The sequence below is a fragment of the Moorena bouillonii PNG genome (assembly GCF_001942495.1).
GTDB lineage: Bacteria > Cyanobacteriota > Cyanobacteriia > Cyanobacteriales > Coleofasciculaceae > Moorena > Moorena bouillonii.
Genome location: NZ_MKZS01000001.1, coordinates 7,975,873 through 7,999,758 on the forward strand (window position 1 = coordinate 7,975,873; position 23,886 = coordinate 7,999,758).

Here is a 23,886-nt window from a genome sequence, read left to right on the forward strand (position 1 = left end):
CACCATGATGGCTTTTACAGTAAATTTTAATTACATTATCCAACTGACTGATGACCAATTTTATCAGTTATGTCGAAATAACCCGGAGATTAAATTTGAGCGCAATGCCAAGGGAGAAGTGATTATTATGTCACCTACTGGCGGAGAAACTGGTAACCATAATGCTGAAATCATCATCGATTTAGGTATTTGGAATCGACGAACTAAGCTAGGTAAAGTTTTTGACTCTTCGACATGCTTTAAACTCCCTAATTGTGCTGACCGTTCTCCTGATGTAGCGTGGATTAAACAACAACGCTGGGATTCACTTAAACCAGAGCAACGCCAGAAGTTTCCACCGATTTGCCCCGATTTTGTGCTAGAATTAATGTCTCCAACTGATCGGTTAACGGTGACTCAAGCCAAGATGGAGGAATATCTAAAAAATGGGGTACGTCTGGGCTGGTTAATTAATCCTCAAGCACGGCAAGTGGAAATTTATCGACCAGGACAAGTGGTGGAGGTGTTGGAGTCTCCTAAGACTTTATCAGGGGAGGAGGTTTTGCCTGGGTTTGTCTTGGATTTGCACTATCTTTGGTCAAGCTAGGATTCTGCTTTTGTCAATAATCACTTGCCCCCGGAATGATAATTTTTTAAAAATTCAACACTAGTTTTTTAGAGGTCTGCTATGGGTCGTGCATCAAAACTAAAACAACAACGTCGCCAAGAATCTCACGATGTTACTAACAGGACTTCATCCCGACCTAGGTACGTATTATTTGAATCCAATAGCTCTAATTACCTAGCTTCATTAGAGTTATTAGGTGGTATGGAACGCTTAAATTGGTGTCCTCATCCAGGGGGAGCACTCAAATTTGATTCCTTCAGTCAAGCCCAAGCCAAAGCTAAGCGGATTGCTAAGCAAAGAGGATACAGCCTAGAAGTGGTTGAGCTTAATTCTGAACATGTTAATACTGACCAAAAACCTTAGTTACAACCTCCACATTAGGCTCAACCTCTATCCAAAGGGTGGCACCACCATTCTTGGGAGACTCTGGTCGATAGACTAACCGGGATGGCCCGCTGATTTCTACATAATGACAGTTGATATCGCGATTACCCCGTTTAACTGTAATCACTGGGTCTGTTGTATGGTTTTGTTGATTCTTGAGAAGTATTTCCTCGTTGAGGTAGATGTGAGTCAGGGATTTGCTGGGCTGTTTTCTCCAGGAGCCTTGTGGTCCTCGGCTACCGGGAACTATCTTGGGCATACCGTTATATAGGGGAATCCGCCAAAAGCGACCAACTTTTTCGGCTCCTTGAATTCTGCCCTCTTTCAGGAGTTGGCGAACTCGTTGAGGACAAATACCTAGAAGATAGGCGGCTTGGGTGGTATCTATCATGATCGGACAACTTACTCTAGCGCTATTGATTTATTCGGAAATATACCATACAATTACAGCAATTGCCAAGTTTGATAGGGAACAGGGAACAGGGAACAGGGAACAGGGAACAGGGAACAGAGATTATTAAAGATTAAGTATTAAGTATTAAAGATTAAGTATTAAGTATTAAAGATTAAGTACTAAGTATTAAGTATTAAAGATTAAGTGTTGAATCTAGTAATAATGGTTTAGAAAAATTGCTGATGTCTGTACATAAAGTAGGATAAAAATAAGCAAAAATATCTCTAACTATAGCAAATTATCGAAAACTACTTCTTAGATCTCCCCTCTCCACCCTATCCCCACACGTAAGCATTCAGGCGTCAGGCGTCAGCCGTTGACCAACGGCTGAATGCTGTTCGCGTAGCGTGCGCGTAGCGCTTATGCTGTTCGCGTAGCGTGCGCGTAGCGCTTACGCTGTTCGCGTAGCGTGCGCGTAGCGCTTATGCTGAATGCTTACCACTCTCGCTTATTCGCTGGCTCCAGCCCTATAGTTCTGACAGTAATACCGTCGAAATCGATAACCAGGGACTTTAGATATAGATTGTTTATCCTTAATACAACCTTGGTCTTTTAACTCAACAGAGGCAGAAAAATTGACTACCCACAATTCTAAAGGTTTGGGCAGTTGAGCCACAGTTTTTTGCAGGGTTTCTGTAGCCACCCTTGGCTCGGTGTCTTTATGTGCCAAGAGAAACTGGGGTGAATTAATGGCAGCATCAACGACTTGGCGACGGTTCAATTCCCACGCTAACCCCATGATTTCTCCTGTTTGTTCATGGCTTTTGTGAACTGTGGCAATCAGGACTGGAAGGGATTGAGGCTGGGAATCACTAATCTCTAACATTTTAGCGATCGCAAGATCTGGTCGATCGGCTTTTTGGTAACTCACATGGGATGCGACTATGACTCCACCTACCAATCCCATCAACAGGATTAGTGCTACCCATTGCTGATCTTTCCCTTGGGCCGCTCTCCAACAACTGGCAAAGCTTGCTGCTAGTAACATAATTACGATGGGGAAGTAGACAAACTGGTAACGAGCCGCTAAGGTCAAATCAATGCCAAGACCGTAAGTGAATAATAAGAATAATGCGATCGCTCCCACCACAAATCCGCCCAAAACCTGAGTCATGACCTTAGTCTGGGAGTGTAAGCTCTGAATTCTGAGTCCTCGACGCAACAGTTGCACGATCAAGACTACTAATATTACTGTTACTAGTCCAGAGGCGACCATAATCGGTAGGGATTGCCCTTCTACTGGCAGCATCACTACCATAGTGATCAGCCAAGACAAGAGTCTAGCTACCGGTTCGAGCAAATTGCTCAGGGTTGTGTCTTGGTGAACCCACTCTGTCAAACGATTACTGGAGGGGCGTGGCAAAATTGGCAGCCAAACTAAGACTCCCATTAATGTCCCGAGGGCTACCGCGTAAATTCGCCACCAGTACTTCCAAGAAAACACTGAACCCCCTGACCCAATCCGCAACCCAAGCATTACCAGTCCTACAGCTGCGATCACCAGGACGAAAAAGTAATGGACAGCTATGCCTAAACTATTGACAATAACCCAGATTAATGCTATTGAAATCGGGAAGGGAGTCTGCCGTTGAAGCGATCGCGTAGCGTACACCAAACAACTGACTGAAGCGATAACTAATAGAATCCCTAGAGTGTAGTGTCGAGCTTCTTGTGCCAGATAGATGCCATAGGGTGAAACAGCCATCAGTGCTGCTGCGAAGTGACCGACCAGGGAAGAGCGAAACCCTAACCAACCTAAGCCAAACATGGCTGGAATGGAAATCACTCCCAGTAGGACACTTAAGGATCGCGCTACCCACAGGGATACCAATTCCCCATGGCCTGGAAACAGCTTCAGCCACAGATGGGTGAGGACGAAGTACAGTGGTGGGTGATTACTCTCTGTGATTAGGTTATTAATAACGGAATTGATGCTAGCACTAGAGTTCGGTTTCAGGGGAGCTAAGAGGGTATCTGAGGTAATCACCTGATCCAGCGGTACCCTCCGAAAACTATTGCCCAGGCTAAACACTAGGGTGGCAAATTCATCTGACCAGGGGGGTTTTCCGGCCAGATAGGTAAACCGTAAACCTGCTGCGATCGCTATCCACACCAGCAGTAATAGAACTATGACCCAACTACTCCAGCTTTTGTCCACTTGGGATTTTGGGTGGTTAAGAATCATTAGCCATTAATTCTCTTTGTAGGTAGGAATAAACGTAACGTTCTCCCACACTACTTTATTATTGTTGATGCCACTGTTTAGTTACTTGAACTGAAATCGGTGCTGGGGCAGAGGAATAATACCGCGCAATAATACCCCTATGAAATAATTAGATGAGCTAATCATTGGGATAATTTTTGAATACTGATGAAAGACAAGCTCAAACCAGACTGGGCGGGGGATGACTTACTCTCCCGGTTCGTTAATCTGTTGATCGACACCAAGCCGATCTACAAGGTGATGCAACACCAGGCCAGACAGGTGCTAATTAAAACCGCAGAAAAAAATGGGATTGAGTGGCGGAAAAACTACCAGGAGTTAGAAAAATCAGCAGCGAAGACCTTACTATCCGAGATTACTAACCCTAGCCTGGTCTACCCAGACTACTACAAAGTGCCTTTCCATGCTTATGACCAGGGAAACCTATGCTGGGAAGCTGCCTTTGAAGCTGGCAGTGCTACCAAGGCTATGGGGTTGAGGATTTGGCCTAAAGAAAAACTTACTTGGCTTTCGGCACAAGAACGATTACGAAGTAGTTTTCATAAAGTACTAGGAGAGTATAATCCCGAGATAGTCACAGATGTCCTAGACATTGGCTGCTCAGTGGGCATCTCTACCTTAGCGCTACACCGCTACTACTCCAGGATCAAAAAGGGCAAAATCCGCACCGTTGGGTTAGACTTATCCCCTTATATGCTGGCTGTGGCCAAGACAATGGATGAGACAGCAGAAATATCAGAATGGATCCATGGCAAAGGAGAGGACACCGGTTTACCGGACAATTCATTTGATGTGGTCACGTTACAGTTTGTGATCCACGAACTACCGCGCCAAGCAACAGAGGAAATTTTTTCGGAAGTGCTACGGATTCTACGACCTGGTGGCTGCCTTGGTGTTGTAGACAATAATCCTGCCTCCCCAGTCATCCAGAATCTCCCCCCTGCACTGTTTGTGTTGATGAAAAGTACAGAACCTTGGAGTGATGACTACTACAGCTTTAATGTAGAAGGGGCGATGATTAAAGTTGGTTTTGACTATCAGACCACGGTGGCCAGCGATCCTCGTCACCGCAGTATTATTGCTACAAAACCTGGTTGAGGTGAGTGTGGGTTGTAGCAATTCCTCTTGATGCAGTGGCTAATAGTGATAATTACGAGTCAATCCCAAACTAGTCCATTTGGGATTGACTCGCTGTTTGCAGCTTCCTGTGCCGTTCAAAGGTGCTGTAAAAACAACCCAGTTAGGTTATATAAGTAAGGATATGAAAAAATCAGTAGAATTTTAATAAATTTATGATGAAGACTAGCCAAATTTTTTGAAAGCTTTTTTAAACTAAATGTGAAGATTTGGTGATTTGTGAAAAAAAAGTAAAAATCTTGTGAATTAAGTCCAGGTGGTTTTCGAGTATCCTAGTCTTGCCCAACCTGAGTTCGACATCACCGAATTTATCCAGGAGTCAGGAGGTTCGATTCAGGAGTCAGTAGCCATAATAACTGAATTTTATAGTTAATTTGGAATTAATCAGAGTTTAATGGGCAATTAAGCTATGTATTCTCCCAATAACTTCTGAATTATTCTCCTTAATTCTCAAAACACCAGCCAATTTCTTAGATAAAACTGAGGTTGATCAAGACCTATTGCCCAAGACCTATTGTTCATACTGGGATTTTGGCATCAACAGGTTTGGGGTAGACTCAAATCTAATCTCTTTGTCCTTTGCCCTAATCCGCTGACAAATCCGGCGAAGTCTAATCAGCGCCCAAAGCCGGTTAGACCAAAGCACGGGCAGAATTTAGGGCAGCACTATGGTATTGATTGGACTAATAGCAGTCAAACCCAATTGGACTAATAGCCATGGGAGGAGGATATCCTGATCTGGTCAGCCTTGGCCTTTATCACCTTTCTCGTCAGAGAGATAACATAAAAGAAGTTCTTGCAAGCAGCACCTACACTAGAAGGTGCGACCCAAGGGCGATTTACTCGTCCTAGGAGGCGCGCACCTATGAAAATTTATAGCCACCATCTACGAGGTCTTCTGGTTATGATCACAGATCTGTCCCCATTGGGATCAGGACTGAAACAAGTTGTTAGGACTAATCAGGGGGTGTCGATAGAACGGATTACTGGCTATCAGCAGGTGCGACCCATGGCTAATTTAATTATTCATGGGTCAAGCGCACCTATAGAAAGTATGGGGTTGGTGAGACTCGATGGCAATCAGGCGAAGCCAAGCTGTCAGTTGTATGGTCTCTATTTTCGTCTTGCAGTTGCCAGGGAACCTATTCGACCTATTTCCTATATTTCTTTAGATGTCTTTTGTTAAGAACATAAACAATCAGTTCTAATTATGTCAGAAATTCTAACACTAATCAAAAAACCAGAGATTCCCAGAAAATTAGTAAAACCATCTCAACCAATTGAACTAATTCAGCCATCAGAACCAAAGTTTATGGCTGTTGGGGTTATTACTGGTGAGGTAGATTTGTCGGAAAAAATTCCTACCATTACCATCCAGGGTAAGGCTTACCCACTCTTTTTTCTGCTGAAGCACAACCGGAAAAGGTATGTGCTGGATATTCTCAAGGGGCACATCGAGGCTGGAAACCGAGAGCATCGCCTCGTGGTATATCCTAAGCCGATCCACTTCCCAGATAGGAACAAATTCCAGGATATCCGGTTTGAGGTAATTGGGATTTTACAGGAAGACAGACCCCATGCTTGGGCTGAAGCGATTGGCAATGGGTATTTCATCTTGGCTGGATTGTGGCAGTTCATCCCTGTTTGTAAAGTTCCCTGTGTGTCAGTCTTTAGGAACCACAGTGAACAATTAGTGAACTATCTCAAAAACCACCAGGCTACAGAAAGAACTCGGGTACTCAAAGCTGGTCACTGTCCATTATTCTGGCGGGACTCCTCGGTCAAACCATTCCGATTCAATCCTAAGCTCAAGGAGCAGGGCAAGCCAAAATTCATCCAGGTCAAAGCCCGATTCCTTCCCCACAAAAATGCTTTCGCGTTTGTGGAAGAATTGGCACCCCCAATGGATCAGGCTCCACGGTTCTGCAAAGTTCGGAAAGAAGATAAGCAGGAAGCCTTGGCCGAAGCTAAGAGAAGAGCTGCTGAAATGGCTGAAAAAAGAGCTGCTGAAACGGCTGAAAGTCCTGAAAAAACAGCTGCTGAAAGTCCTGAAAAAAGACCTGCTGAAATTCCTAAAAGTGCTGAAAGTTGAGTACTTCTATTCACAATACCAACTGTGCTCAGTACCAACCCAACTCCCAGTCGAGCCGTTGAGACTTGACTGCTCAGGTGTTTGGTGCTGGCAAGGCTGGTAGGGCGATAGTTAAGACGTCAGCACAGGTCAGGTAAGTCACCACTGCGCTATAAATTGATTGAGTGGCTATAGTATTGCCAGGGCTTAACTATAGCGCTATGCTAAACGAGTAACTATAGAGGTTTTCACTTAGGTTAGGTACATTTTTAGAGAAAGCAGGGAGCAGGGACTGAGGCCGTAGGCCACGCTACGCGAACGGAGCAGGGAGCAGGGAACACTGATAGGAATTATTTGAGCAAGGAATTTACTTAATCTAGCCAATCATTGAAAATAATAAGTTATGATTAGAGATTAACCTATTTTATTCAGGTTTAGGGTATTGCTTTGACAAGGATGCGTTCGCGTAGCGTAGCCCTTCGGGCTAATCGCAACTGCCCCCGTTGGTACTTTTCTGTAAACAAGCGAAGCATCCGCAGTTTTTGTACTTAAGAGTAATTATCTCTGATTATCTTCTATTTTCTTGACAATGAAATATCCCTGCTCTTAGAATCGCGGATGGCGCAGGACTTCTTGACCCGAATTCCACTCTTTTCCAAAGTGCGATGGGGCAGTAAACCTGAGTATTCCTGAATTTCCGGAAAGCAGAAGCCACAAGGAGACCCTAGGGTTCAGTCTTTCGAGTGCTCAATCTAAATTGACCAGGCCTTAAGGGGATGGCAGACACGAGGGTCTCCATCATCTCGACCGTCCTGTCCCTTTAACATCAGGCCAAAATTCGGAAAATCATTAATTCAAACATCATGCTAAGTACACCATTCAACCGCTTCAAGCCAGCTGCTCTTCCCTTGAAGAAAGCACTCTCAAGACTAGCACTCGGTCTAGCGACCCTGCCCTTTGCTGTAGTGGCAGTATTTTGTGTCACAGCTCCCACGGCTTTAGCAGAAACGGTAGAACCATTGCATGGAATAAACATCACTGAAAAAGGTGTCACGATCGTAGTGACGAGCAACGGCTGCACGCAGAAAGAGGACTTCACAACCATATTGGCAAAATCCCAGCCTCCCATTGTTACCTTCATCCGCCTGAAACCGGATCTTTGTAAAGGTGTTTCCCGTCCCTACCCGATTAAGTTCTCGCTGTCGGAAGTGGGAGCGAAAGAGTTTAAAGTGGCCAATCTGTTTGTACCCGGCCCCAGATTTTAGCGGCGGAAGTTCTTAAAACAGGACTCTAAGTCGAAAAAAATGTCACAAACTGCCTGGTGATATCGTTTTAGTTATAGAGGGACATAGCTAAATTTGGGGTAGGCGAGTGTGGCCAACAGTAGTTAAACAAGGTTTAACTTTTACCCTATGGTCTCAATTTAATAATTCCGCTGAAATTCCTCCCGATGCTGACGTTACGGTAGAGCGCGGGAGGAATTTTTTAGATCGATCTCAGTTATAATAAATCTTAAAAAGCCTAAGTCATTTCCAATTGCCCATCTGTCTATACCAACCAAGGATATTTTTCACAACACCGTTCGGTTAGCCCTGGAAAAAGATGGCTAGGTTATCACCAAATATATTCTATTATACATCAAAGTTTACGGAAAGGCATGGAAACCTTAAACTATCATGAATTAGTCCAAAAAATCCTGAAAGCCCACGCTATCAACCTTAACGATGATGATACAGAAGTTCAAATGATTTTTGATAGTGAGCGCAATCATTATTTAGTTATGCTAGTGGGCTGGTATGACCAACGACGGGAATATGGAAGCTTAATTCATATTGATATAAAAGATAATAAAATTTGGATTCAGAGTGATGGCACTGAAGTGGGAGTAGCTAATGAATTAGTTGAAGCAGGAGTTCCCCAACAGGATATAGTTTTAGGGTTTAAGTCTCCCTTCAAAAGGCAATTTACTGGATATGCTCACCAGTAGCCTGTTACAAAAAAGCAGTTTAGTCGTAGGGTGGGCAAAAAGTAATAGACTTTTTCCATTAAGCTTATCGGCGATAAATTTTTGCCCACCCTACCATTATCGATTCAATCCAATAGCCAACTAAACAAATCGCCCACAGTAATGCTTAAATCCCTAGCAAAGGATGGCACAGGAAGTTGCTCGGATGATTGATCAAATACTTCCATCTGCTGTTTTGGACGATAAACGAAAACGGTTTGCTCTTCTGGATCAATCAACCAGCCCATTGCCGTCCCATAGGTTAAACAATGGAGAATATTCTTGGTCACCTTGGTTTGACTTTGGTCAGGTGAAAGAATCTCAATTGTCCAATCAGGCGCTGCCTGGAAAACATTGGCAATTTCGCCATTGTCATCACGAGGAATTCTCTGGGAAACAAACACAGATACATCGGGAACGGTTGAGCGTCCACCAAAAGTACACCGAAGCTCTGGAAAAGCACGAGCAATTCGTTCTTGCTTAACCACTATATTAATAGTAGTCACCAATTCCCCTTGAATTGTGCTGTGTTTTCCTTGTGGGATTGGTCTCTGAATAATTTGCCCATCAATGTACTCACTAGCAGGTTTGGTTTCTGGTAATTTAATAAATGCTTCCAATGACACTAGATTTAATTTTTGATTCGGAGAGTTTTGAGTAATCATTGCTAATGGCAAAAAACTCGATGTAATTCCTATCTATAGTCTATAAAATTTTCAGTTACAACGTTTTTAATAACTATGATGTACACAGTATTCTTTCCCTATTCCCTATTTACTGCTCCCTGCTCCCTGCTCCCTGCTCCCTGCTCCCTAAAAAATGTACCTGACCTAATTGACAAGCGCTATATCCTTAAGCAATTAACCAGGGTAACCAAATTGCTAAACTAAGCAAGCTGATAAATAAAACTGGCATGGTAAGAATAAAAGTTAAGCGAATATAATAAATCCAACTTATTTGGAGTCCTCTAAAAGCCAATACATTCAACCAAAGTAGCGTTGATAGACTACCTAAGGGAGTAATTTTTGCTCCTAAATTGCAGCCAATTAAGTTACCGTATATCATCACTTCTTTGACAGCTGTATCAATATCGTTAATGCTTTCAATTGCCTTAGCATTCAGCAGTAGTGTTGGGAAATTGTTGAGTACGCTAGCAAGAAATGTAGCTAGGAAACCACTACCACTAGCTGCTAAAGTTAGTCCCCAATTAGAAAGGATGTCCAACCGCTGGCTCAACAGAGCAGTTATGCCCAGATTGTCCAAACCGATGCCGAATAGAAACAGCACTAGGATAAGTAAAATAATTCGCCATGGCAGTTGACCTACTAGCTGTAAGATATAGCTAAGTCTACTAGTCCGACCGTTAAAGGAACGTGCTGCTAATGCGACCATCACTAAAGCTGCCATAGCAGCAATCCAGGCAATGGGGAAATTTAGGACTTTTGCGAACAAGTAACCAATTAGGAGTAGTCCTAAAATAGGAAAAGTCAATTTAAAGATTAAGGAATCTCGAATCGCACGATTAGGTGGTGGTAGACGGGCAAGGTTATAGGTCAGGGGAATTTCCGGTTCAAAATAGAACCAGAGAATGATGATACTAGTGGCTATTGTGGCAACGGTTACGGGCAACATCACCATCACATAGCGCAACCAGGAAATATGTAAATAGTCAACATAAATCAGATTTACTGGATTACTCATCGGCAGTAGTAAGCTAGCGGCATCGGTAATAAAACTACTAGTAAATACAAATGCCAGAGTAGCTTTGGCACTAAAGCCAAGCAGCAGCAAAATTTCCATGACAGCAGCTGTCCAGACTATGGTCGTGGCCACGTTAGTAAACACATTGCTCAATAACATCCCGACTAGGATCACTAAGGAGAAAAGCAAATGGCCACGACCACATCCCCAATTAGCTATGTGAAGCGCTAACCACCGAAACCAACCTGCTTGACCTAAACTTAGGGCAAGAATAATTAGAGAAATAAGGGTGAAAGTGGCGTTTCCAACTCTCGCCCAGACTATGGGAATATGGTGCATTGACATCCTCCCCCGTTAAATCAGAGATTATAACGGGGGATTCCCAAACTTCACAATTTGGGTTTACTGCTTCCAAAGCACTTATCTAGGTTGTTGTAAACCCCCGACAGCCCGCCTACACAGTCATTTTCTAGCACGATCTGTCCGACCGCAGTAATACCACGTTGACAAATCACTTGAGCAGCTGAAACATCTCTGTTAATTTCGTAATGGCATTCAGGACATTTGTGTATACGTTCAGACAAATCCTTTTTGCCTGTATGCGCACCACAGTTCGGACAAATTTGACTAGTAAATCTGTGGTCAACTTTGCCAAAATATACTCCTCGTTTCCAACACACCCAAGCTAAGATATTAAAGAACTGACCAAAACCTGCATCAAGGGTATGTTTACTGAACATACCTTTTGCCCAAGTTTTAAAATTTAAGTCCTCAACAAATATCATTCCAGCTTGGTCACACAGATGGTGTGCTAACTTAAAGTGAAAATCTTTTCTGATATCTGATATTTTCTGATGAAGTCTTGCTATTTTTTGGTTAAGTTTATCTCTATTTGCTGACCCTTTTTTCTTAGATTTTAATCGGCGTTGTAGCAATTTAAGCTTACTGTGCAGCTTTTTTAAAAATCTAGGGCGCTCTATTAATTCATGATCAGAAGTTGCTAAAAACTTATTTAGTCCAATATCAATCCCCAGCGGGTGACCCCATGCTGGTAGATCAGGAACACTGACTTCATTTTGTAAAGACAGCATTGCAAAATAACCACTAGCTCGTTTAACTATCCTAACTTGCTTGATCTTGAATCCATCTGGAATTGGCCGTGATAATCTCATTTTAACTAATCCAATTTGAGGTAGCTTAATCCACTCATTTTTAATTGGATTTGTTTTAAATTGAGGAAATATAAACGATCGCATCCGATATGGATTTTTAAATCTAGGAAAACCATATCCTTGTTCTTTCATTTTTTTAAATGCTCGATCTAAAGTCTTTAAAACTTGTTGTAAGACCTGAGCATTTATTCTTTTGAGTTCAGGATTGGCTTTTTTGGCTTTAGTTAAATTAGCAGCTTGTATTTTGTAGTTAGGATATGGCTGATCTACTGGAATTATATATTCATGCTGTAATGAACAATAATTAACTGCGCACTTTCGACTTTTGTACCAATCTTTTCGTTCCCTTAAAGCGTAATTCCACACTTTTCTGCAAACCGCCAATATATCTTCAATGACGGCGATTTGTTTTTGGGAAGGAATCAGTTTGTACTCGTAGGTTAGTCTCAGCATATTTAAATTATAACATAATTCTATCCAGGAATGCCACTTGAGTAGAACTAAGCTTCTGACCGCAATTCACCTCACGCTAACCCGATGGGTATAACGTGAGTCATCTTGCTCCATATTGATAGCAAAGGGAACAGGGAGTAGGGAACTTCCGATCAAAAATTCTCACGATTCATTTAGAGTCAATATACTATAAACGATCAAAAGTCAACCGTCAACGGTCAACTGTAAACAAAATCTAAACCATTAAGTAAAATCAACTATTAGGTCACAAATAGTGTTATATTCCTTAAGTTAAAGATTAAACCACTAGATATAGCGTGACCTCTGCCAGAGTCTTCCCCAAACCCATGAACCATATCCAGGAGTGGACAGCTAGTAGTGTTGATGAACAGCTGACTCGCCTCAATGTAAGGTCTCTCGAAGGCTCTAGCCCATTTGAGTATCTCTTCTATTCCGACTCCCTGCCCAGACGCAATGATGGTCGATTGCTAAACTCGATTCTGAAACGCTATCAACACCTCGAACAAGGGGGATGGTGGTGTTCTGGTATTGACTTGCTTACTGGTCAGGAGGATATTTGGGGCTGTTTCAAACCCAGCCAACCCCGTCACAGTGGGGAAACTAGGAAGCTAATAAAATATGAACATCCCCCCAAAACCCCCACAGGCTTGTTTGCTCTGCGAGTACCTTTCCACCTGTGGCAACGGATTGCTGAACGCAATGATTTTACTATTCTCCCCACAGACCTTGACCACAATCAACCCGATCTAGGGTTTTGGCAGTGGCTAATCTCTCACCCCTCGATTCCGTTGTGTATTACTGAGGGCGCTAAGAAAGCTGGAGCTTTACTGACTGCTGGTTACGCTGCGATCGCATTACCAGGAATTAATGGGGGGTATCGAATCCGTAGGGATGCCCAGGGAAATCGGATTGGGAAGTCTGACTTGATTCCTCAACTACGGAAACTAGCTACTCCGGAGCGACCAATTTACATAGTCTTTGACCAAGACTCGAAACCAAATACGATCAAAGCTGTCAATGCTGCCATTCGTAGAATGGGATATCTGCTCAATCAAGCCGGTTGCCCTGTGAAGGTGATTACTTGGGATGCCCAGCTAGGCAAAGGGGTGGATGATTTAATTGCTGATCAAGGTCAGAAGACCTTTGAGCAAGTTTACCAACGAGCACTCCCCCTGGATACTTGGAAAGCTAAATCCCTAACCCAGCTCACCTATGGAGCTAACCTTAAAGTAAATTGCCGCTATCTCGAAGAACTTCCGATTCCGGATACAGCCCAACTGATTGGCATTAAATCCCCTAAGGGTACTGGAAAAACCCAACTACTAGAAAAAATTGTCTCTCAAGCCCTAGCCCGAAACCAATGGGTATTGGTGCTTGGTCATCGGGTGCGATTAGTAGAAGCATTGTGCCAACGCTTTGGCATCAAGTATATCACTGAGGTCAGGGATGATCAGAAGCAAGGGGTGTTAGGTTATGGTTTATGTCTCGACTCCTTGCATGGTAATTCTCAGGCTCGCTTCAATGCCGCTAACTGGTCTGATGGTGTAGTGATTATCGATGAAGTGGAGCAAGTGCTCTGGCATGGATTGAACTCTAGCACCTGTCAGAGTAATCGGGTTGCTATTCTCAAATCCCTGAAAACCCTAATCCAGAATGTCTTGGGGGGGTCTGGTCAAGTTTATATTGCGGATGCGGACTTGAGTGATATATCGATAGATTACTTACTGACCTTGTCTGGAGTTGACCTGGAACCCTTCATCATTGAGAATGACTGGAAACCGAACATTGACGGATCCTGGCAAGTTCATAACTATACCGATAGCACACCAAAAAGACTAGTGCGAGAGCTAGAAGCACACATTGCTCAAGGAGGCAAACCGTTTGTGTGTCTTTCTGCTCAAAAACCGAAGAGCCAATGGGGTACTTGCACTCTAGAAGCGTACCTAAAAAAGCAATTTCCCGACCTCCGGATATTGCGCATTGATTCGGAATCCCTTGGTGAAACCAGTCATCCAGCCATGGGGTGTATCAATAACCTCAACAATGTTTTAGGGGAGTATGACATTGTATTAGCTAGTCCTGCTATTGAAACGGGAGTGAGTATTGATCTGCGGGGACACTTTACCTCTGTGTGGTGTATTGCCCAAGGGGTGCAAGGAGAAAATAGTGTCAGACAAACCTTAGGGCGAATCCGAGAAAATCTACCCCGGTTCATCTGGGTAGCCCCTTATGGCTTTAATCGAGTGGGTAATGGCTCGAACTCTCTATCCTCACTGCTGGCATCTGGACAGCGTTTGACCCAAATGAATATTCGGTTGCTACAACAATCGGATTTCGATGCTGTGGATGATTTAGATACAGGCTTTCAAGCAGAATCCTTGATGTGCTGGGCTAAAATGGCTGTCCGCTTCAATGCGGCAATGGTGAGCTATCGGGAATCGGTGCTAGCAGGATTGCGTGCTGAAGGTCATCTGGTGATGGATGTTTCCCCAGCCAGTTCCACTAAAGCTGGGAAAAAGAAGTCTAAGGGTTCACCCCAAGCGGAAGAGTTGGGAGCACAGAATGCTCTGATGGCAGCGATTACTGCAGTTAGAGACCAAAACTATCAGGCTGAGTGTAATGCGATCGCATCTAGTCAAGACTTCAGTAATAGCCAATATCAAACGATTAGCAAACGCCTAGTCAAAACACCATCGGAGCGTCGCTCACTACGGAAGTACGATTTAAAGCAGCGTTATGCCATCCCAGTCACACCAGAACTGGTAGTGAAAGATGACCAAGGCTGGTATCAGCAGCTACGGCTCCATTATTTTCTTACCATCGGTCGGCAACATCTGGCAGAACGGGATGCTAAGGTAGCGCGACTATTAATTGAGCAAGGTCAAGGGAGTATATTTCTACCGGATTTCAATCGTGCTGTGCTAGGAGCAATGATTGGTACCATGAAGGTTTTGGGGATACCAATTCTATTAGAAAATCTGGAACGAGAACTCAAAAATACTGATCAGGACTTGCAGGAGATGGCTGCGATCGCATTAGCAAACCGTTGTGCTATCAAAACCATCATGGGAATAGGACTAGCTAAGAAAGCAACTCCGATTGTTATTATCAGGCGCTTCTTAGATAAAATCGGTTATGGCTTGCAGTGTATTCGTTATCAGAGCCAAGGGAAAAAGCGGTTCAGAGTCTATCAGCTAGTTAGTCCAGAGGATGGTCGGATGGAAGTGTTCCAGAGGTGGTTAGCTAGTGATAGTCAGAGATTAGGCACTAGTGAAATTTGGCTGGATAATGATTTATCCCCTAGGTCGGGTAACACTCAGTCAGTGGATTCAGAAAACAGTAATTATGTTCAGTTGTGTTTGAATGTTTAGTCTTAATGTTTAGTCTTAATTTTTAGTCTGAATGTTTAGGGATAATCAACACAACTGTCTCGGAGTTTATTACCTTGACGGACAAGCACGTACCGTCAACTATTCCAGCTAGTTTTTGTGCTCAGCTGAGTCAAAGCCCTTTAAACCCTGGATTGATCTAGCTAAGCGCTCAGCGCTCAGCTAGAAAAGCTTTATTTTGAGACAGGAAATTTAAAGCTAACCACCAATGGCGTTATTAGTACACGCCAGGATTAACGCGATCGTCGCCCGCATTATAAACTTCTGAGGTCTTAGTCACGGTAAAATTACCTTTATCAATTTCCTTTTGTAACTTTTTCTTCTGCTTTGCGCTGAGTCCCTTAATGTTCAGAACATCTTCTACTGACTCGTAGGGAGCATTATCAGCAATCTTACGAGCCAAGTTTGGGTAGAATCCGCGATATTTGCGAAACTTACGCAAAGGAGTATTGTTCAGGTCAGTCTTCTTACCAAACTCGGTGCCTAACTTGCGATCAGCCGCATTGCTCCGGGAACGAGCGATTAAAGCGGTAGATGAGGGCAACGTTAAGTTATTTAACGAAAATGTGTCTGCTGAAGACATAGGGGAAGCGATCGCATTTTGGGGTAAGCCCAAGCACCCCAAGCTAAGCACTAGAAGGCATAACACTGCCAGATGAACCAATTTTTTCATCATAAAACTCCTTACTTACACAACACAGCACTAAGAGAAATTAATCTCTGTGGGTTTAGTTTAATTTTTGTTTCTCATCATCTCATAATATCGAAGTCCAGACACAAGACCTAAACTTTTTCGAGAAGACGATTCCCACCCTAGTTCATTGACAAATGTTGCTTTGTAAGCTATGAGCTATGAGCTATCAGCTATGAGCTATGAGCTATGAGCTATGAGCTATGAGCTATCAGCTATCAGCTATCAGCTATCAGCTATCAGTTATCAGCTATCAGTTATCAGCTTAAGCGCTACGCCCACGCTACGGGAACAGCTAAAGGCCTTGGCCTATGGCCACGCTTTGCGAATGGCTGACCGCTGACCGCTGACCGCTGACCGCTGACCGCTGACCACTGACCGCTGACCGCTGACCGCTGACCGCTGACCGCTGACCGCTGACCGCTGACCGCTGAATAACGAATTCCTAAGCAAATCCTAAAATAGATCTAAAAGCTGAGGGATAAACCTGACTTTTGTGGGACGATAACTATCCTGAGAAGAACAAATAGCAACAGGATTTAGCCATGACTCTACGATTGGGGGATACCGTACCCGACTTTACTCAGAATTCTAGCGAAGGTGAGATTAATTTGTATGAATGGGCAGGAGATAGCTGGGTAGTGCTGTTTTCTCACCCAGCCGACTTCACCCCAGTTTGCACCACCGAGTTAGGTATGGTTGCTAAACTCAAGCCCGAATTTGAGAAGCGCAATGTTAAAGTGCTAGCCTTGAGCGTGGATGATGTTGACTCCCACAAAGGCTGGATTGGAGATATCAACGAAACCCAGACAACAACGGTCAACTACCCGATTTTGGCGGATCCAGATAAAAAGGTGTCTGACCTTTACGATATGATCCACCCCAACGCTGACAATACCCTAACCGTACGCTCTGTTTTCGTCATCGACTCACAGAAGAAATTGCGGTTAGTGTTAACCTACCCTGCTAGCACCGGTCGTAACTTTGACGAAATCCTGCGAGTGATTGACTCCCTACAGTTGACCGATGACTATAAAGTCGCTACTCCCGTTAACTGGAAAGACGGGGATGACTGCGTTATTGTACCATCCATCAAAGATCCAGAAGAGTTGAAGGAACGGTTTCCCAAAGGATATGAGGTAATTAAGCCCTATCTGCGGATGACACCCCAACCTAACAAGTAATATCAAGTTCGGTTGAATACCCAGAATAAAAGTGTGGGGAGATGGGGAGATGGGGACCCACCCCATTCCCCTCCCAGGAGGGGAATGGGGAGATGGGGAGATGGGGATAATTTTAGGCAAATAGTCAGGATTTTCGCGCCTATTTATCGAAACATCCCCTCATATCCGAATCACGAATTGTTAGTCATTGTCTTGATGCAAAGCGCGAGTGGGGGTTCCCCCCATGAGCGACTGCATCAAGAAAGGAAATTTTGGTTTATCCCCCTATCTCCCTATCTCCCTATCCCCCTATCTCCCCACACTCCCCTATCTTCCCACACTTCCCCCTCTCTAGAGTCCTAAGCTGGAACCTGGATTTTTTGGCTTCCAGCAAGACCAAAGGCTTTATGAATAGCTTGCAATGCTCGCACTCCTTGATCTTGGGCAACAACACAGCTAATTTTAATTTCTGAGGTGGCAATCATTTGAATATTGATTTGTTCCTGGGCTAGGGCAGCAAACATTTGTGCTGCGATCCCTGGTTGGCCAACCATGCCAGCACCGACAATACTGACTTTTGCAATATCCGCATCCAGGAGAATTTCACTACACCCAATCACTGGTGCGATCTGTTGTAGAGCTTTCTGAGCCATTTCTGCTTCGGCTTGAGGTACTGTGAAGGCAAGATCCCTGGTGGCAATTCCATTAATGATTCGACAGCGTTGGGACTGGATAATCATATCAATACTAATATTGTGCTCTGCCAAGGTTCCAAATATCTTGGCTGCCATGCCTGGACGATCGGGAATTTGACGAATGGCTAGACGGGCTTGCTTGATGTCTAGGGCTACACCTCGAACGGGGGGATGGGTGATCTCGCTGGAGTGGTCACTATCTGCTGCTTGATCAGCAATGGGTAGATGAATGGGGGTATTGTTGATATCGAAACAGTTACACAAGGCCGCGATCGCGCGATCGCATTCGACAGCATCAATCACACAGCTGACTTTGATTTCGGAGGTGGAAATCATCTCAATGTTGACACCGGCATCGGCTAAAGCCTGGAACATCTGAGCTGCAACCCCAGGACGTCCAATCATCCCTGCCCCAGTGATCGAGACTTTAGCAATATCCCTACCGACCATTACTTCTGCTTCTTGGGTATCGGGGGTGGTTTGGCGACGCAGGGCGGGAGCAATGGCTTCGGCTACTGCTTCCGCTCGATTGATCATAGGGGTATTGACGGTAAAGGCAATATCATTAGTATTCTGTTCGTGAATGGACTGGATAATTAAATCTACATCTAGGTCTTGAACTGCAATTTCACCAAACAACCGTGCTGCTACACCAGGGGAATCGGGCACTCGTAATAGGGCTATTTTTGCCTGGTCGGTGTCATATTCTACGGTATTGACTGGTCGAGCAATTTCCAACCCCTCTAAGGAACGGGGGGGAGAGGTTGGGGAAATTACTCTAGTTCCAGGCTCATCGCTCCAGCTGGATAGTACCACTAAGGTTAAACCATAGTTGCGTGCAATTTCTACGGCACGGGGATGGAGGACTTTTGCCCCTAAGCTAGCTAATTCCAGCATTTCATCAGCAGTAATTTCCGGCATCAGTTGAGCATCCGGTACAATCCGGGGGTCAGTGGTTAAAATCCCCGGTACATCGGTATAAATCTCACACCGAGATGCCCCCAGTGCTGCGGCTAGGGCTACGGCTGAAGTATCAGAGCCACCCCGACCTAGGGTAGTGATTTCTAACTCATCAGTGCTGGTGATGCCCTGGAAACCAGCAACGACTACAACTTTCCCGTCCTTCAAACATCGCTCCAGCCGCTCGGTTTCGATTTGCAGAATCCTAGCGCTACTGTGTTTAGCTTCTGTTACAATACCCACTTGAGCGCCAGTGAGGGAAATAGCTGGTTGCTCTAATTCCTGTAGGGCCATGGATAATAGAGCAATGGACACTTGCTCACCGGTGGATAGCAACATATCCATTTCCCGACGACAGGGATTAGAGGATATGGCTTTCGCTAGTTGTACCAAACCATCGGTAGTCTTACCCATAGCCGACACCACCACTACCACGGAATTGTCCTGTTGCACTGTTTTGAGAATTCGCTGGGCAACGGCTTGTATGCGTTCCACAGAGCCCACCGAGGTACCACCGTATTTTTGGACAACTAGCGCCATAAGCTTATTCCACTATTTGTTTCGTTGTTTGACTCCCGTTTCCAGGATTGAGTGAATCGTAATGTAAGCTATCAGCTATCAGCCGTCAGCTATCAGCCGTCAGCTATCAGCTATCAGCTATCAGCTATTAGCCGTCAGGTATCAGCTGATGGGCTACGGGCACAGCCAAAGGCTTGTCGCCACGCTACTTATCGGTGCTTTTGAATAAAATAAGCTGACCGCTGACTACTGACTGCTTACATCGTAATTCCCTGGATACGTTAACAAAATCATCAATAATTGTCAACAAACAAAAATTTTTTCAGTCTCTTGTTTCTAGGGAAGCAATCAGCTTTCAGCAATCAGCTTTCAGCAATCAGCTTTTGTATCTGGGTTGTCAAGTCATCGATTGCCGAAAAATGCAAGAGGCAAGAGGCAAAATGCAAAAGATATCCGGAGTTTTATTGGAAATAAAAAAAAAGACCATACAGGTTTAAAGCAAGATAGCTGACCGCTGACCGCTGACCGCTGACTACTGACCGCTGAGAGGTTGTCTGAGAAGTCCCATTTGCTACATCCAAGCCCCGTGGGTCCCCCAATTTTGGGGGACTTGTAGAAGCAAATGGACTCTTGTTCCCCCCAAAGTTGGGGGGCTAGGGGGGCAAAATTCAGTATCAAAAAACTTTTCAGATATCCTCTGACCGCTGACTGCTTAGAAACCTTCACCAAATTAAATCAAGATACAACACAAAACCAGGCAAAACCTCTTCTCCCGATAAACTAGTGGGAGACTCTAAAACTTCAACCTCTTTACTTGGTCGATAAATTTCCACTTGTCGCTCTTTACGATTAATCAAGCAACCTAAACGAGTGCCATTGTCTCGGTATTCTTCCATTTTTTTGCGAATTGCTATTAAGGTATCACTGGGCGAACGTAATTCAATCACAAAGTCAGGACATAGGGGCAAAAATTTCTCTTGCTGTTGAGGAGTTAAACTATTCCAGCGTGCTAAGGGTATCCAAGAAGCATCGGGAGAACGGTCTGCTCCATTGGGGAGTTTAAAACCAGTGGAAGAATCGAAAGCAATGCCAGTTCCAAAGGCCGAAGGCCACGCTACGCGATCGGAATCACTCCAGTTAAACAACTGTTGGTTTAATCTACCATTCCGGTTTCCTGTGCTGCCGCCAGTGGGTGACATAATAATTAAATCTCCATTAGCATTGCGTTCAAATTTCAAATCGTCGTTGTCTTGACAAAGCTGGAAAAATTGCTCGTCGGTAAGGTTAATTGATTGGAGATCAAGGGTTAAGGTGGTCATTATTGTTTAGGAAAGGGAGTAGGGAGTAGGGAGTCGGGAGTAGGGAGTCGGGAGTAGGGAGTAGGGAATAGGGAGTAGGGAGTAGGGAGTAGGGAGTAGGGAGTAGGGAGTAGAAACCTAAGTGTATTTTATAATTATAATTAACGCTATAGAATTGTTTTAGCGATTGACCTTTGCGACCCTAAACTATTCCGATGTTGTCCTCTAAAAATTGACTACTAATAGAATAGCTAGTGTAGGTACCTGGACAAAAATAAACCTCACAGTATTAACTTGTGTAACGTTGCCAAAAGTCCCTCTGCTCCCTGCTCCCTGCTCCCTGCTCCCTGCTCCCTGCTCCCTGTTCCCTGTTCCCTGTTCCCTGTTCCCTAAAAGTTGTACCTCACCAAATTGAAAACCGCTATAGTGTAGCAACTCCAATACCATAGTTTGGTCAAAAAAGACAGAACCAACGGCTGGGTTTTTTGGCGAGTTTCAACGATACCTTAGCGATAGGCGTTAAATTTGAGTAGGAAATACCACCACTATGTCTAAAACTATGACCTCTGCTGTTGTGCCTAATACTCCTCCTATACCGCCAACTCAATATGAACTTCCTTGTGATGACGGTATTCCTATGGAAACGGAACGACATAAACTTCAGATGGAATTGCTGACTGACCCGTTATACCCTTGGTTAGCCCAGCGGGAGGATGGCTATTTTGGGGGTAATATGTTTCTTTATTTCAGTACAGAACAAATTAAGAATCAAGACTTCCGAGGTCCGGATGTATTTGTAGTGCTTGGAGTTCCCAAAGCCGAACGACTAAGTTGGGTAGTTTGGGAAGAAGGTAAAGCACCTGATGTGATTATTGAGCTAATTTCTGACAGTACAGCTAACACGGATAAAACTACTAAAAAAGTAGTTTATCAAGACCAAGTCAGAGTACCAGAATATTTTTGGTACGACCCCTTTAATCCAGAGGATTTTGCGGGATTTAGGTTGCACAATGGCGTCTATCAGCCTTTAACTGAAGATGAACAAGGACGACTAATTAGCGAAAGGTTAGAATTAGCCTTAGTCCGTTGGCAAGGGGTTTATAAAAATAATGTTGATACGACTTGGTTACGTTGGGCTACTTTAGAGGGAATTGTGCTACCTACTGCTGAAGAGATAGCTGTGCAAGCTCAAGAAGAAGCAGCTCAAGCTCAACAAGAAGCTACCCAAGCTCAACAAGAAGCTACCCAAGCTCAACAAGAAGCTACCCAAGCTCAACAACAAGCCACCCAAGCTCAACAAGAAGCTACCCAAGCTCAACAACAAGCAGCTCAAGCTCAACAGCAATTAGCCCAAGCTCAACAACGAGCTGAGCAACTGGCTGCTCGTTTACGAGCTATGGGAGTGGATCCTGATCAAGTTTGAAGCGATCGCGTAAGGGATTGGTGTAAGTGCATAGGGTGCGTTAGGGGAGGGATTGCCATGATATTCAATGTCGTAGCCAGTAGCCCCGTAACGCACCACCAAAAGGTAGGAGATGCACCCTTATTTAGCAAAGGGAGTCGGGAGAACAAACTTGAAGGTACTTTATAAGTATAAATACTTATAATTAACGATATATAGTTGTTTTAGGGATTGGCCTATGGCCACGCTACGCGATGAAGCTTCGCTTCCGCTAAAAGCGAACGCGTTTTTGATTCCTAGACAGCGATGCATTATGTTTGAGATCCTAGCATTTGTGAAATTTTGTATCTGAAAGAGTTTACCAGTTAAACCAAGGTTTGTTTGGTACGTAAAAAGAGAAGGAGATTTCAAGGGTTTGAGGCTCCTAATTGTTAAAGGGTTTAATTGCTACAGTTATTAGCGTAACTTCTTGCATGGTTGCGACTCAAACCCCTTTTTCAACAGACTCAAAAAGAGGATGCGTTAAGTATTCTTTAGCCGAGTGCCATAGTAATTCAGCTATGTTATGATCCAGACTGTCTTAAAACGGCTGATGAGCTTCAGGAGAGTGATCCTGTGATCGGCAAGAATGCCCTCGAAGGATTCTAACATTAACCAACACCAGGAGCAATACCAATGAACTATGAAGGGTTTACAACGTTTAACGCTGAAGTTAATGATGGGGTTCTCACTGTCACGTTTGATTATCCACCTGTGAATGTTCAGGGGCTGCCAATGCTTGCTGACCTGAATATGTTAGCTCAGAAATTGGAAGCTGACAGGGATATTAAAGTTGTGGTTTTCCAATCAGCGCATCCTGAGATTTTCGTGTGCCATGCTGATACTAATTTCCTGAAAGATATGTCAGGAAAAGCTGTTTCACGGGACGAGGTGAAGTTGTTAGATCTACAGGTAGTGCTAGAGCGAATTAGCAAACTGCCTCAGGCGACCATTGCCAAAATCGAAGGCTTTGCCAGAGGTGGAGGCCATGAGTTTGCCCTTGCTTGCGATATGCGTTTCGCAGCTCGCGGTAAAGCTAGATTCATGCAGATGGAAGTTGGTATGGGCATCCTACCTTGCGGTGGTGGTGCATCCCGTATGGCGCGCCAAGTCGGTCTTGGTCGTGCCCTTGAGATTGTTCTGGGTGCCCGTGATTTTGATGCTGATGAAGCGGAAAGGGTTGGTACGATCAACCGTGCTTTGGATCCCGAAGAGATCGGACCTTTTGTTGAAGATCTTGCCAAACGTATTGCCCTTTGGCCGTCGGAGTCGATCAATGCCACTAAACAGGCCGTTTATGAGTCTATCGATCTGCCAATTGAAGAAGCGCTGCGCACTGAAGCTTATTGGTTGTATCAAGCAACCAGCCAAACTCCGGCCCTTAAACGCTTCAAGTGGGCAGATGAACAAGGTGCACAGTTTGATATGGATAATCAGCGCTCCTGGCCGGATATGCTGGTCAAAGTTCAGGACGTAAAAGAATAATTGTCCAAAAGATTCT

At 44.3% G+C, this 23,886-nt stretch carries 24 protein-coding genes; 16 read left to right on the forward strand and 8 right to left on the reverse strand.

Going from position 1 to position 23,886, the window contains the following annotated elements:
* Positions 1–4 precede the first annotated feature (4 nt).
* Positions 5–586: a Uma2 family endonuclease gene (locus BJP37_RS32565; RefSeq protein ID WP_075905221.1), complete on the forward strand. Its 582-nt coding sequence runs from the start codon at positions 5–7 to the stop codon at positions 584–586.
* An 81-nt stretch (positions 587–667) separates the two neighbouring features.
* Positions 668–970, forward strand: a complete 303-nt coding sequence (locus BJP37_RS32570) for a hypothetical protein (RefSeq protein ID WP_075905223.1) — start codon at positions 668–670, stop codon at positions 968–970.
* Here BJP37_RS32570 and BJP37_RS32575 read toward each other — a convergent pair.
* Positions 948–1,382, reverse strand: coding sequence for a helix-turn-helix domain-containing protein (locus tag BJP37_RS32575; RefSeq protein ID WP_075905225.1), 435 nt, complete (start codon positions 1,380–1,382; stop codon positions 948–950). The two genes, BJP37_RS32570 and BJP37_RS32575, sit on opposite strands and share 23 nt — an antisense overlap.
* A 511-nt stretch (positions 1,383–1,893) precedes the next feature.
* On the reverse strand, positions 1,894–3,630 hold the full coding sequence (locus BJP37_RS32580) for a glycosyltransferase family 39 protein (RefSeq protein WP_075905227.1): 1,737 nt from the start codon (positions 3,628–3,630) through the stop codon (positions 1,894–1,896).
* A 186-nt stretch (positions 3,631–3,816) separates the two neighbouring features.
* On the opposite strand from BJP37_RS32580, the gene BJP37_RS32585 reads away from it, so the two are divergent.
* The 5 genes from BJP37_RS32585 (at position 3,817) to BJP37_RS32605 (ending at position 8,864) form a co-directional block, all read left to right on the forward strand.
* Complete coding sequence (locus BJP37_RS32585; RefSeq protein WP_075905229.1) at positions 3,817–4,767, forward strand: class I SAM-dependent methyltransferase; 951 nt, start codon at positions 3,817–3,819, stop codon at positions 4,765–4,767.
* Positions 4,768–5,671: 904 nt separating this feature from the next.
* Positions 5,672–5,992, forward strand: a complete 321-nt coding sequence (locus BJP37_RS32590) for an AAA-like domain-containing protein (protein ID WP_075905231.1) — start codon at positions 5,672–5,674, stop codon at positions 5,990–5,992.
* A gap of 24 nt (positions 5,993–6,016) precedes the next feature.
* On the forward strand, positions 6,017–6,898 hold the full coding sequence (locus BJP37_RS32595; protein ID WP_075905233.1) for a hypothetical protein: 882 nt from the start codon (positions 6,017–6,019) through the stop codon (positions 6,896–6,898).
* 842 nt (positions 6,899–7,740) lie between these two features.
* Positions 7,741–8,142: a hypothetical protein gene (locus BJP37_RS37965; RefSeq protein WP_143727909.1), complete on the forward strand. Its 402-nt coding sequence runs from the start codon at positions 7,741–7,743 to the stop codon at positions 8,140–8,142.
* 392 nt (positions 8,143–8,534) lie between these two features.
* Positions 8,535–8,864, forward strand: a complete 330-nt coding sequence (locus BJP37_RS32605) for a XisI protein (protein ID WP_075905237.1) — start codon at positions 8,535–8,537, stop codon at positions 8,862–8,864.
* Positions 8,865–8,968: 104 nt separating this feature from the next.
* On the opposite strand, the gene BJP37_RS32610 is transcribed toward BJP37_RS32605, so the two are convergent.
* Positions 8,969–9,547: a Uma2 family endonuclease gene (locus tag BJP37_RS32610; RefSeq protein WP_075905239.1), complete on the reverse strand. Its 579-nt coding sequence runs from the start codon at positions 9,545–9,547 to the stop codon at positions 8,969–8,971.
* Between the two features lie 75 nt (positions 9,548–9,622).
* On the opposite strand from BJP37_RS32610, the gene BJP37_RS40465 reads away from it, so the two are divergent.
* Positions 9,623–9,772, forward strand: a complete 150-nt coding sequence (locus BJP37_RS40465; protein ID WP_158069862.1) for a hypothetical protein — start codon at positions 9,623–9,625, stop codon at positions 9,770–9,772.
* On the opposite strand, the gene BJP37_RS32615 is transcribed toward BJP37_RS40465, so the two are convergent.
* Both BJP37_RS32615 and BJP37_RS32620 read right to left on the reverse strand, forming a co-directional pair.
* Entirely contained in the window at positions 9,735–10,928 is a 1,194-nt protein-coding gene (locus BJP37_RS32615) for an ArsB/NhaD family transporter (RefSeq protein WP_229415526.1), read from the reverse strand. The two genes, BJP37_RS40465 and BJP37_RS32615, sit on opposite strands and share 38 nt — an antisense overlap.
* Before the next feature lie 44 nt (positions 10,929–10,972).
* Positions 10,973–12,208, reverse strand: coding sequence for an RNA-guided endonuclease InsQ/TnpB family protein (locus tag BJP37_RS32620; protein ID WP_075905243.1), 1,236 nt, complete (start codon positions 12,206–12,208; stop codon positions 10,973–10,975).
* 347 nt (positions 12,209–12,555) lie between these two features.
* Between BJP37_RS32620 and BJP37_RS32625 the strand changes: the two genes are divergently transcribed.
* Positions 12,556–15,600 (forward strand): plasmid replication protein, CyRepA1 family, encoded by a 3,045-nt coding sequence (locus BJP37_RS32625; RefSeq protein ID WP_075905245.1) that lies wholly within the window; start codon positions 12,556–12,558, stop codon positions 15,598–15,600.
* A gap of 235 nt (positions 15,601–15,835) precedes the next feature.
* On the opposite strand, the gene psbU is transcribed toward BJP37_RS32625, so the two are convergent.
* On the reverse strand, positions 15,836–16,291 hold the full coding sequence (psbU, locus tag BJP37_RS32630) for a photosystem II complex extrinsic protein PsbU (protein ID WP_075905247.1): 456 nt from the start codon (positions 16,289–16,291) through the stop codon (positions 15,836–15,838).
* A 214-nt stretch (positions 16,292–16,505) separates the two neighbouring features.
* Between psbU and BJP37_RS32635 the strand changes: the two genes are divergently transcribed.
* The 3 genes from BJP37_RS32635 (at position 16,506) to BJP37_RS37970 (ending at position 17,835) form a co-directional block, all read left to right on the forward strand.
* Entirely contained in the window at positions 16,506–16,652 is a 147-nt protein-coding gene (locus BJP37_RS32635) for a hypothetical protein (RefSeq protein ID WP_229415527.1), read from the forward strand.
* Between the two features lie 202 nt (positions 16,653–16,854).
* Positions 16,855–17,493, forward strand: coding sequence for a peroxiredoxin (locus BJP37_RS32640; protein WP_070396150.1), 639 nt, complete (start codon positions 16,855–16,857; stop codon positions 17,491–17,493).
* Between the two features lie 33 nt (positions 17,494–17,526).
* Positions 17,527–17,835 (forward strand): hypothetical protein, encoded by a 309-nt coding sequence (locus BJP37_RS37970; RefSeq protein WP_143727910.1) that lies wholly within the window; start codon positions 17,527–17,529, stop codon positions 17,833–17,835.
* On the opposite strand, the gene BJP37_RS32645 is transcribed toward BJP37_RS37970, so the two are convergent.
* A complete protein-coding gene (locus BJP37_RS32645; protein WP_075905249.1) occupies positions 17,832–19,667 on the reverse strand; it encodes an aspartate kinase in 1,836 nt (611 codons plus the stop codon). The genes BJP37_RS37970 and BJP37_RS32645 overlap by 4 nt on opposite strands.
* 51 nt (positions 19,668–19,718) lie before the next feature.
* Between BJP37_RS32645 and BJP37_RS41825 the strand changes: the two genes are divergently transcribed.
* The gene (locus tag BJP37_RS41825) at positions 19,719–19,871 is read left to right on the forward strand and encodes a hypothetical protein (RefSeq protein ID WP_198954250.1); all 153 of its coding nucleotides are present in this window, start codon (positions 19,719–19,721) and stop codon (positions 19,869–19,871) included.
* Between the two features lie 497 nt (positions 19,872–20,368).
* Here the strand turns inward: BJP37_RS41825 and BJP37_RS32655 are convergent, their stop codons facing one another.
* Positions 20,369–20,965, reverse strand: coding sequence for a Uma2 family endonuclease (locus BJP37_RS32655; protein ID WP_075905251.1), 597 nt, complete (start codon positions 20,963–20,965; stop codon positions 20,369–20,371).
* A 211-nt stretch (positions 20,966–21,176) separates the two neighbouring features.
* Here BJP37_RS32655 and BJP37_RS41830 point away from each other — a divergent pair, with 211 nt between their 5' ends.
* The 3 genes from BJP37_RS41830 to BJP37_RS32670 all read left to right on the forward strand — a co-directional run bounded on the left by BJP37_RS41830 (position 21,177) and on the right by BJP37_RS32670 (position 23,870).
* On the forward strand, positions 21,177–21,359 hold the full coding sequence (locus tag BJP37_RS41830) for a hypothetical protein (RefSeq protein WP_198954251.1): 183 nt from the start codon (positions 21,177–21,179) through the stop codon (positions 21,357–21,359).
* A gap of 132 nt (positions 21,360–21,491) precedes the next feature.
* Positions 21,492–22,367, forward strand: a complete 876-nt coding sequence (locus tag BJP37_RS32665; protein WP_075905255.1) for a Uma2 family endonuclease — start codon at positions 21,492–21,494, stop codon at positions 22,365–22,367.
* Between the two features lie 654 nt (positions 22,368–23,021).
* Positions 23,022–23,870, forward strand: a complete 849-nt coding sequence (locus tag BJP37_RS32670; RefSeq protein WP_075905257.1) for an enoyl-CoA hydratase/isomerase family protein — start codon at positions 23,022–23,024, stop codon at positions 23,868–23,870.
* Positions 23,871–23,886 lie beyond the last annotated feature (16 nt).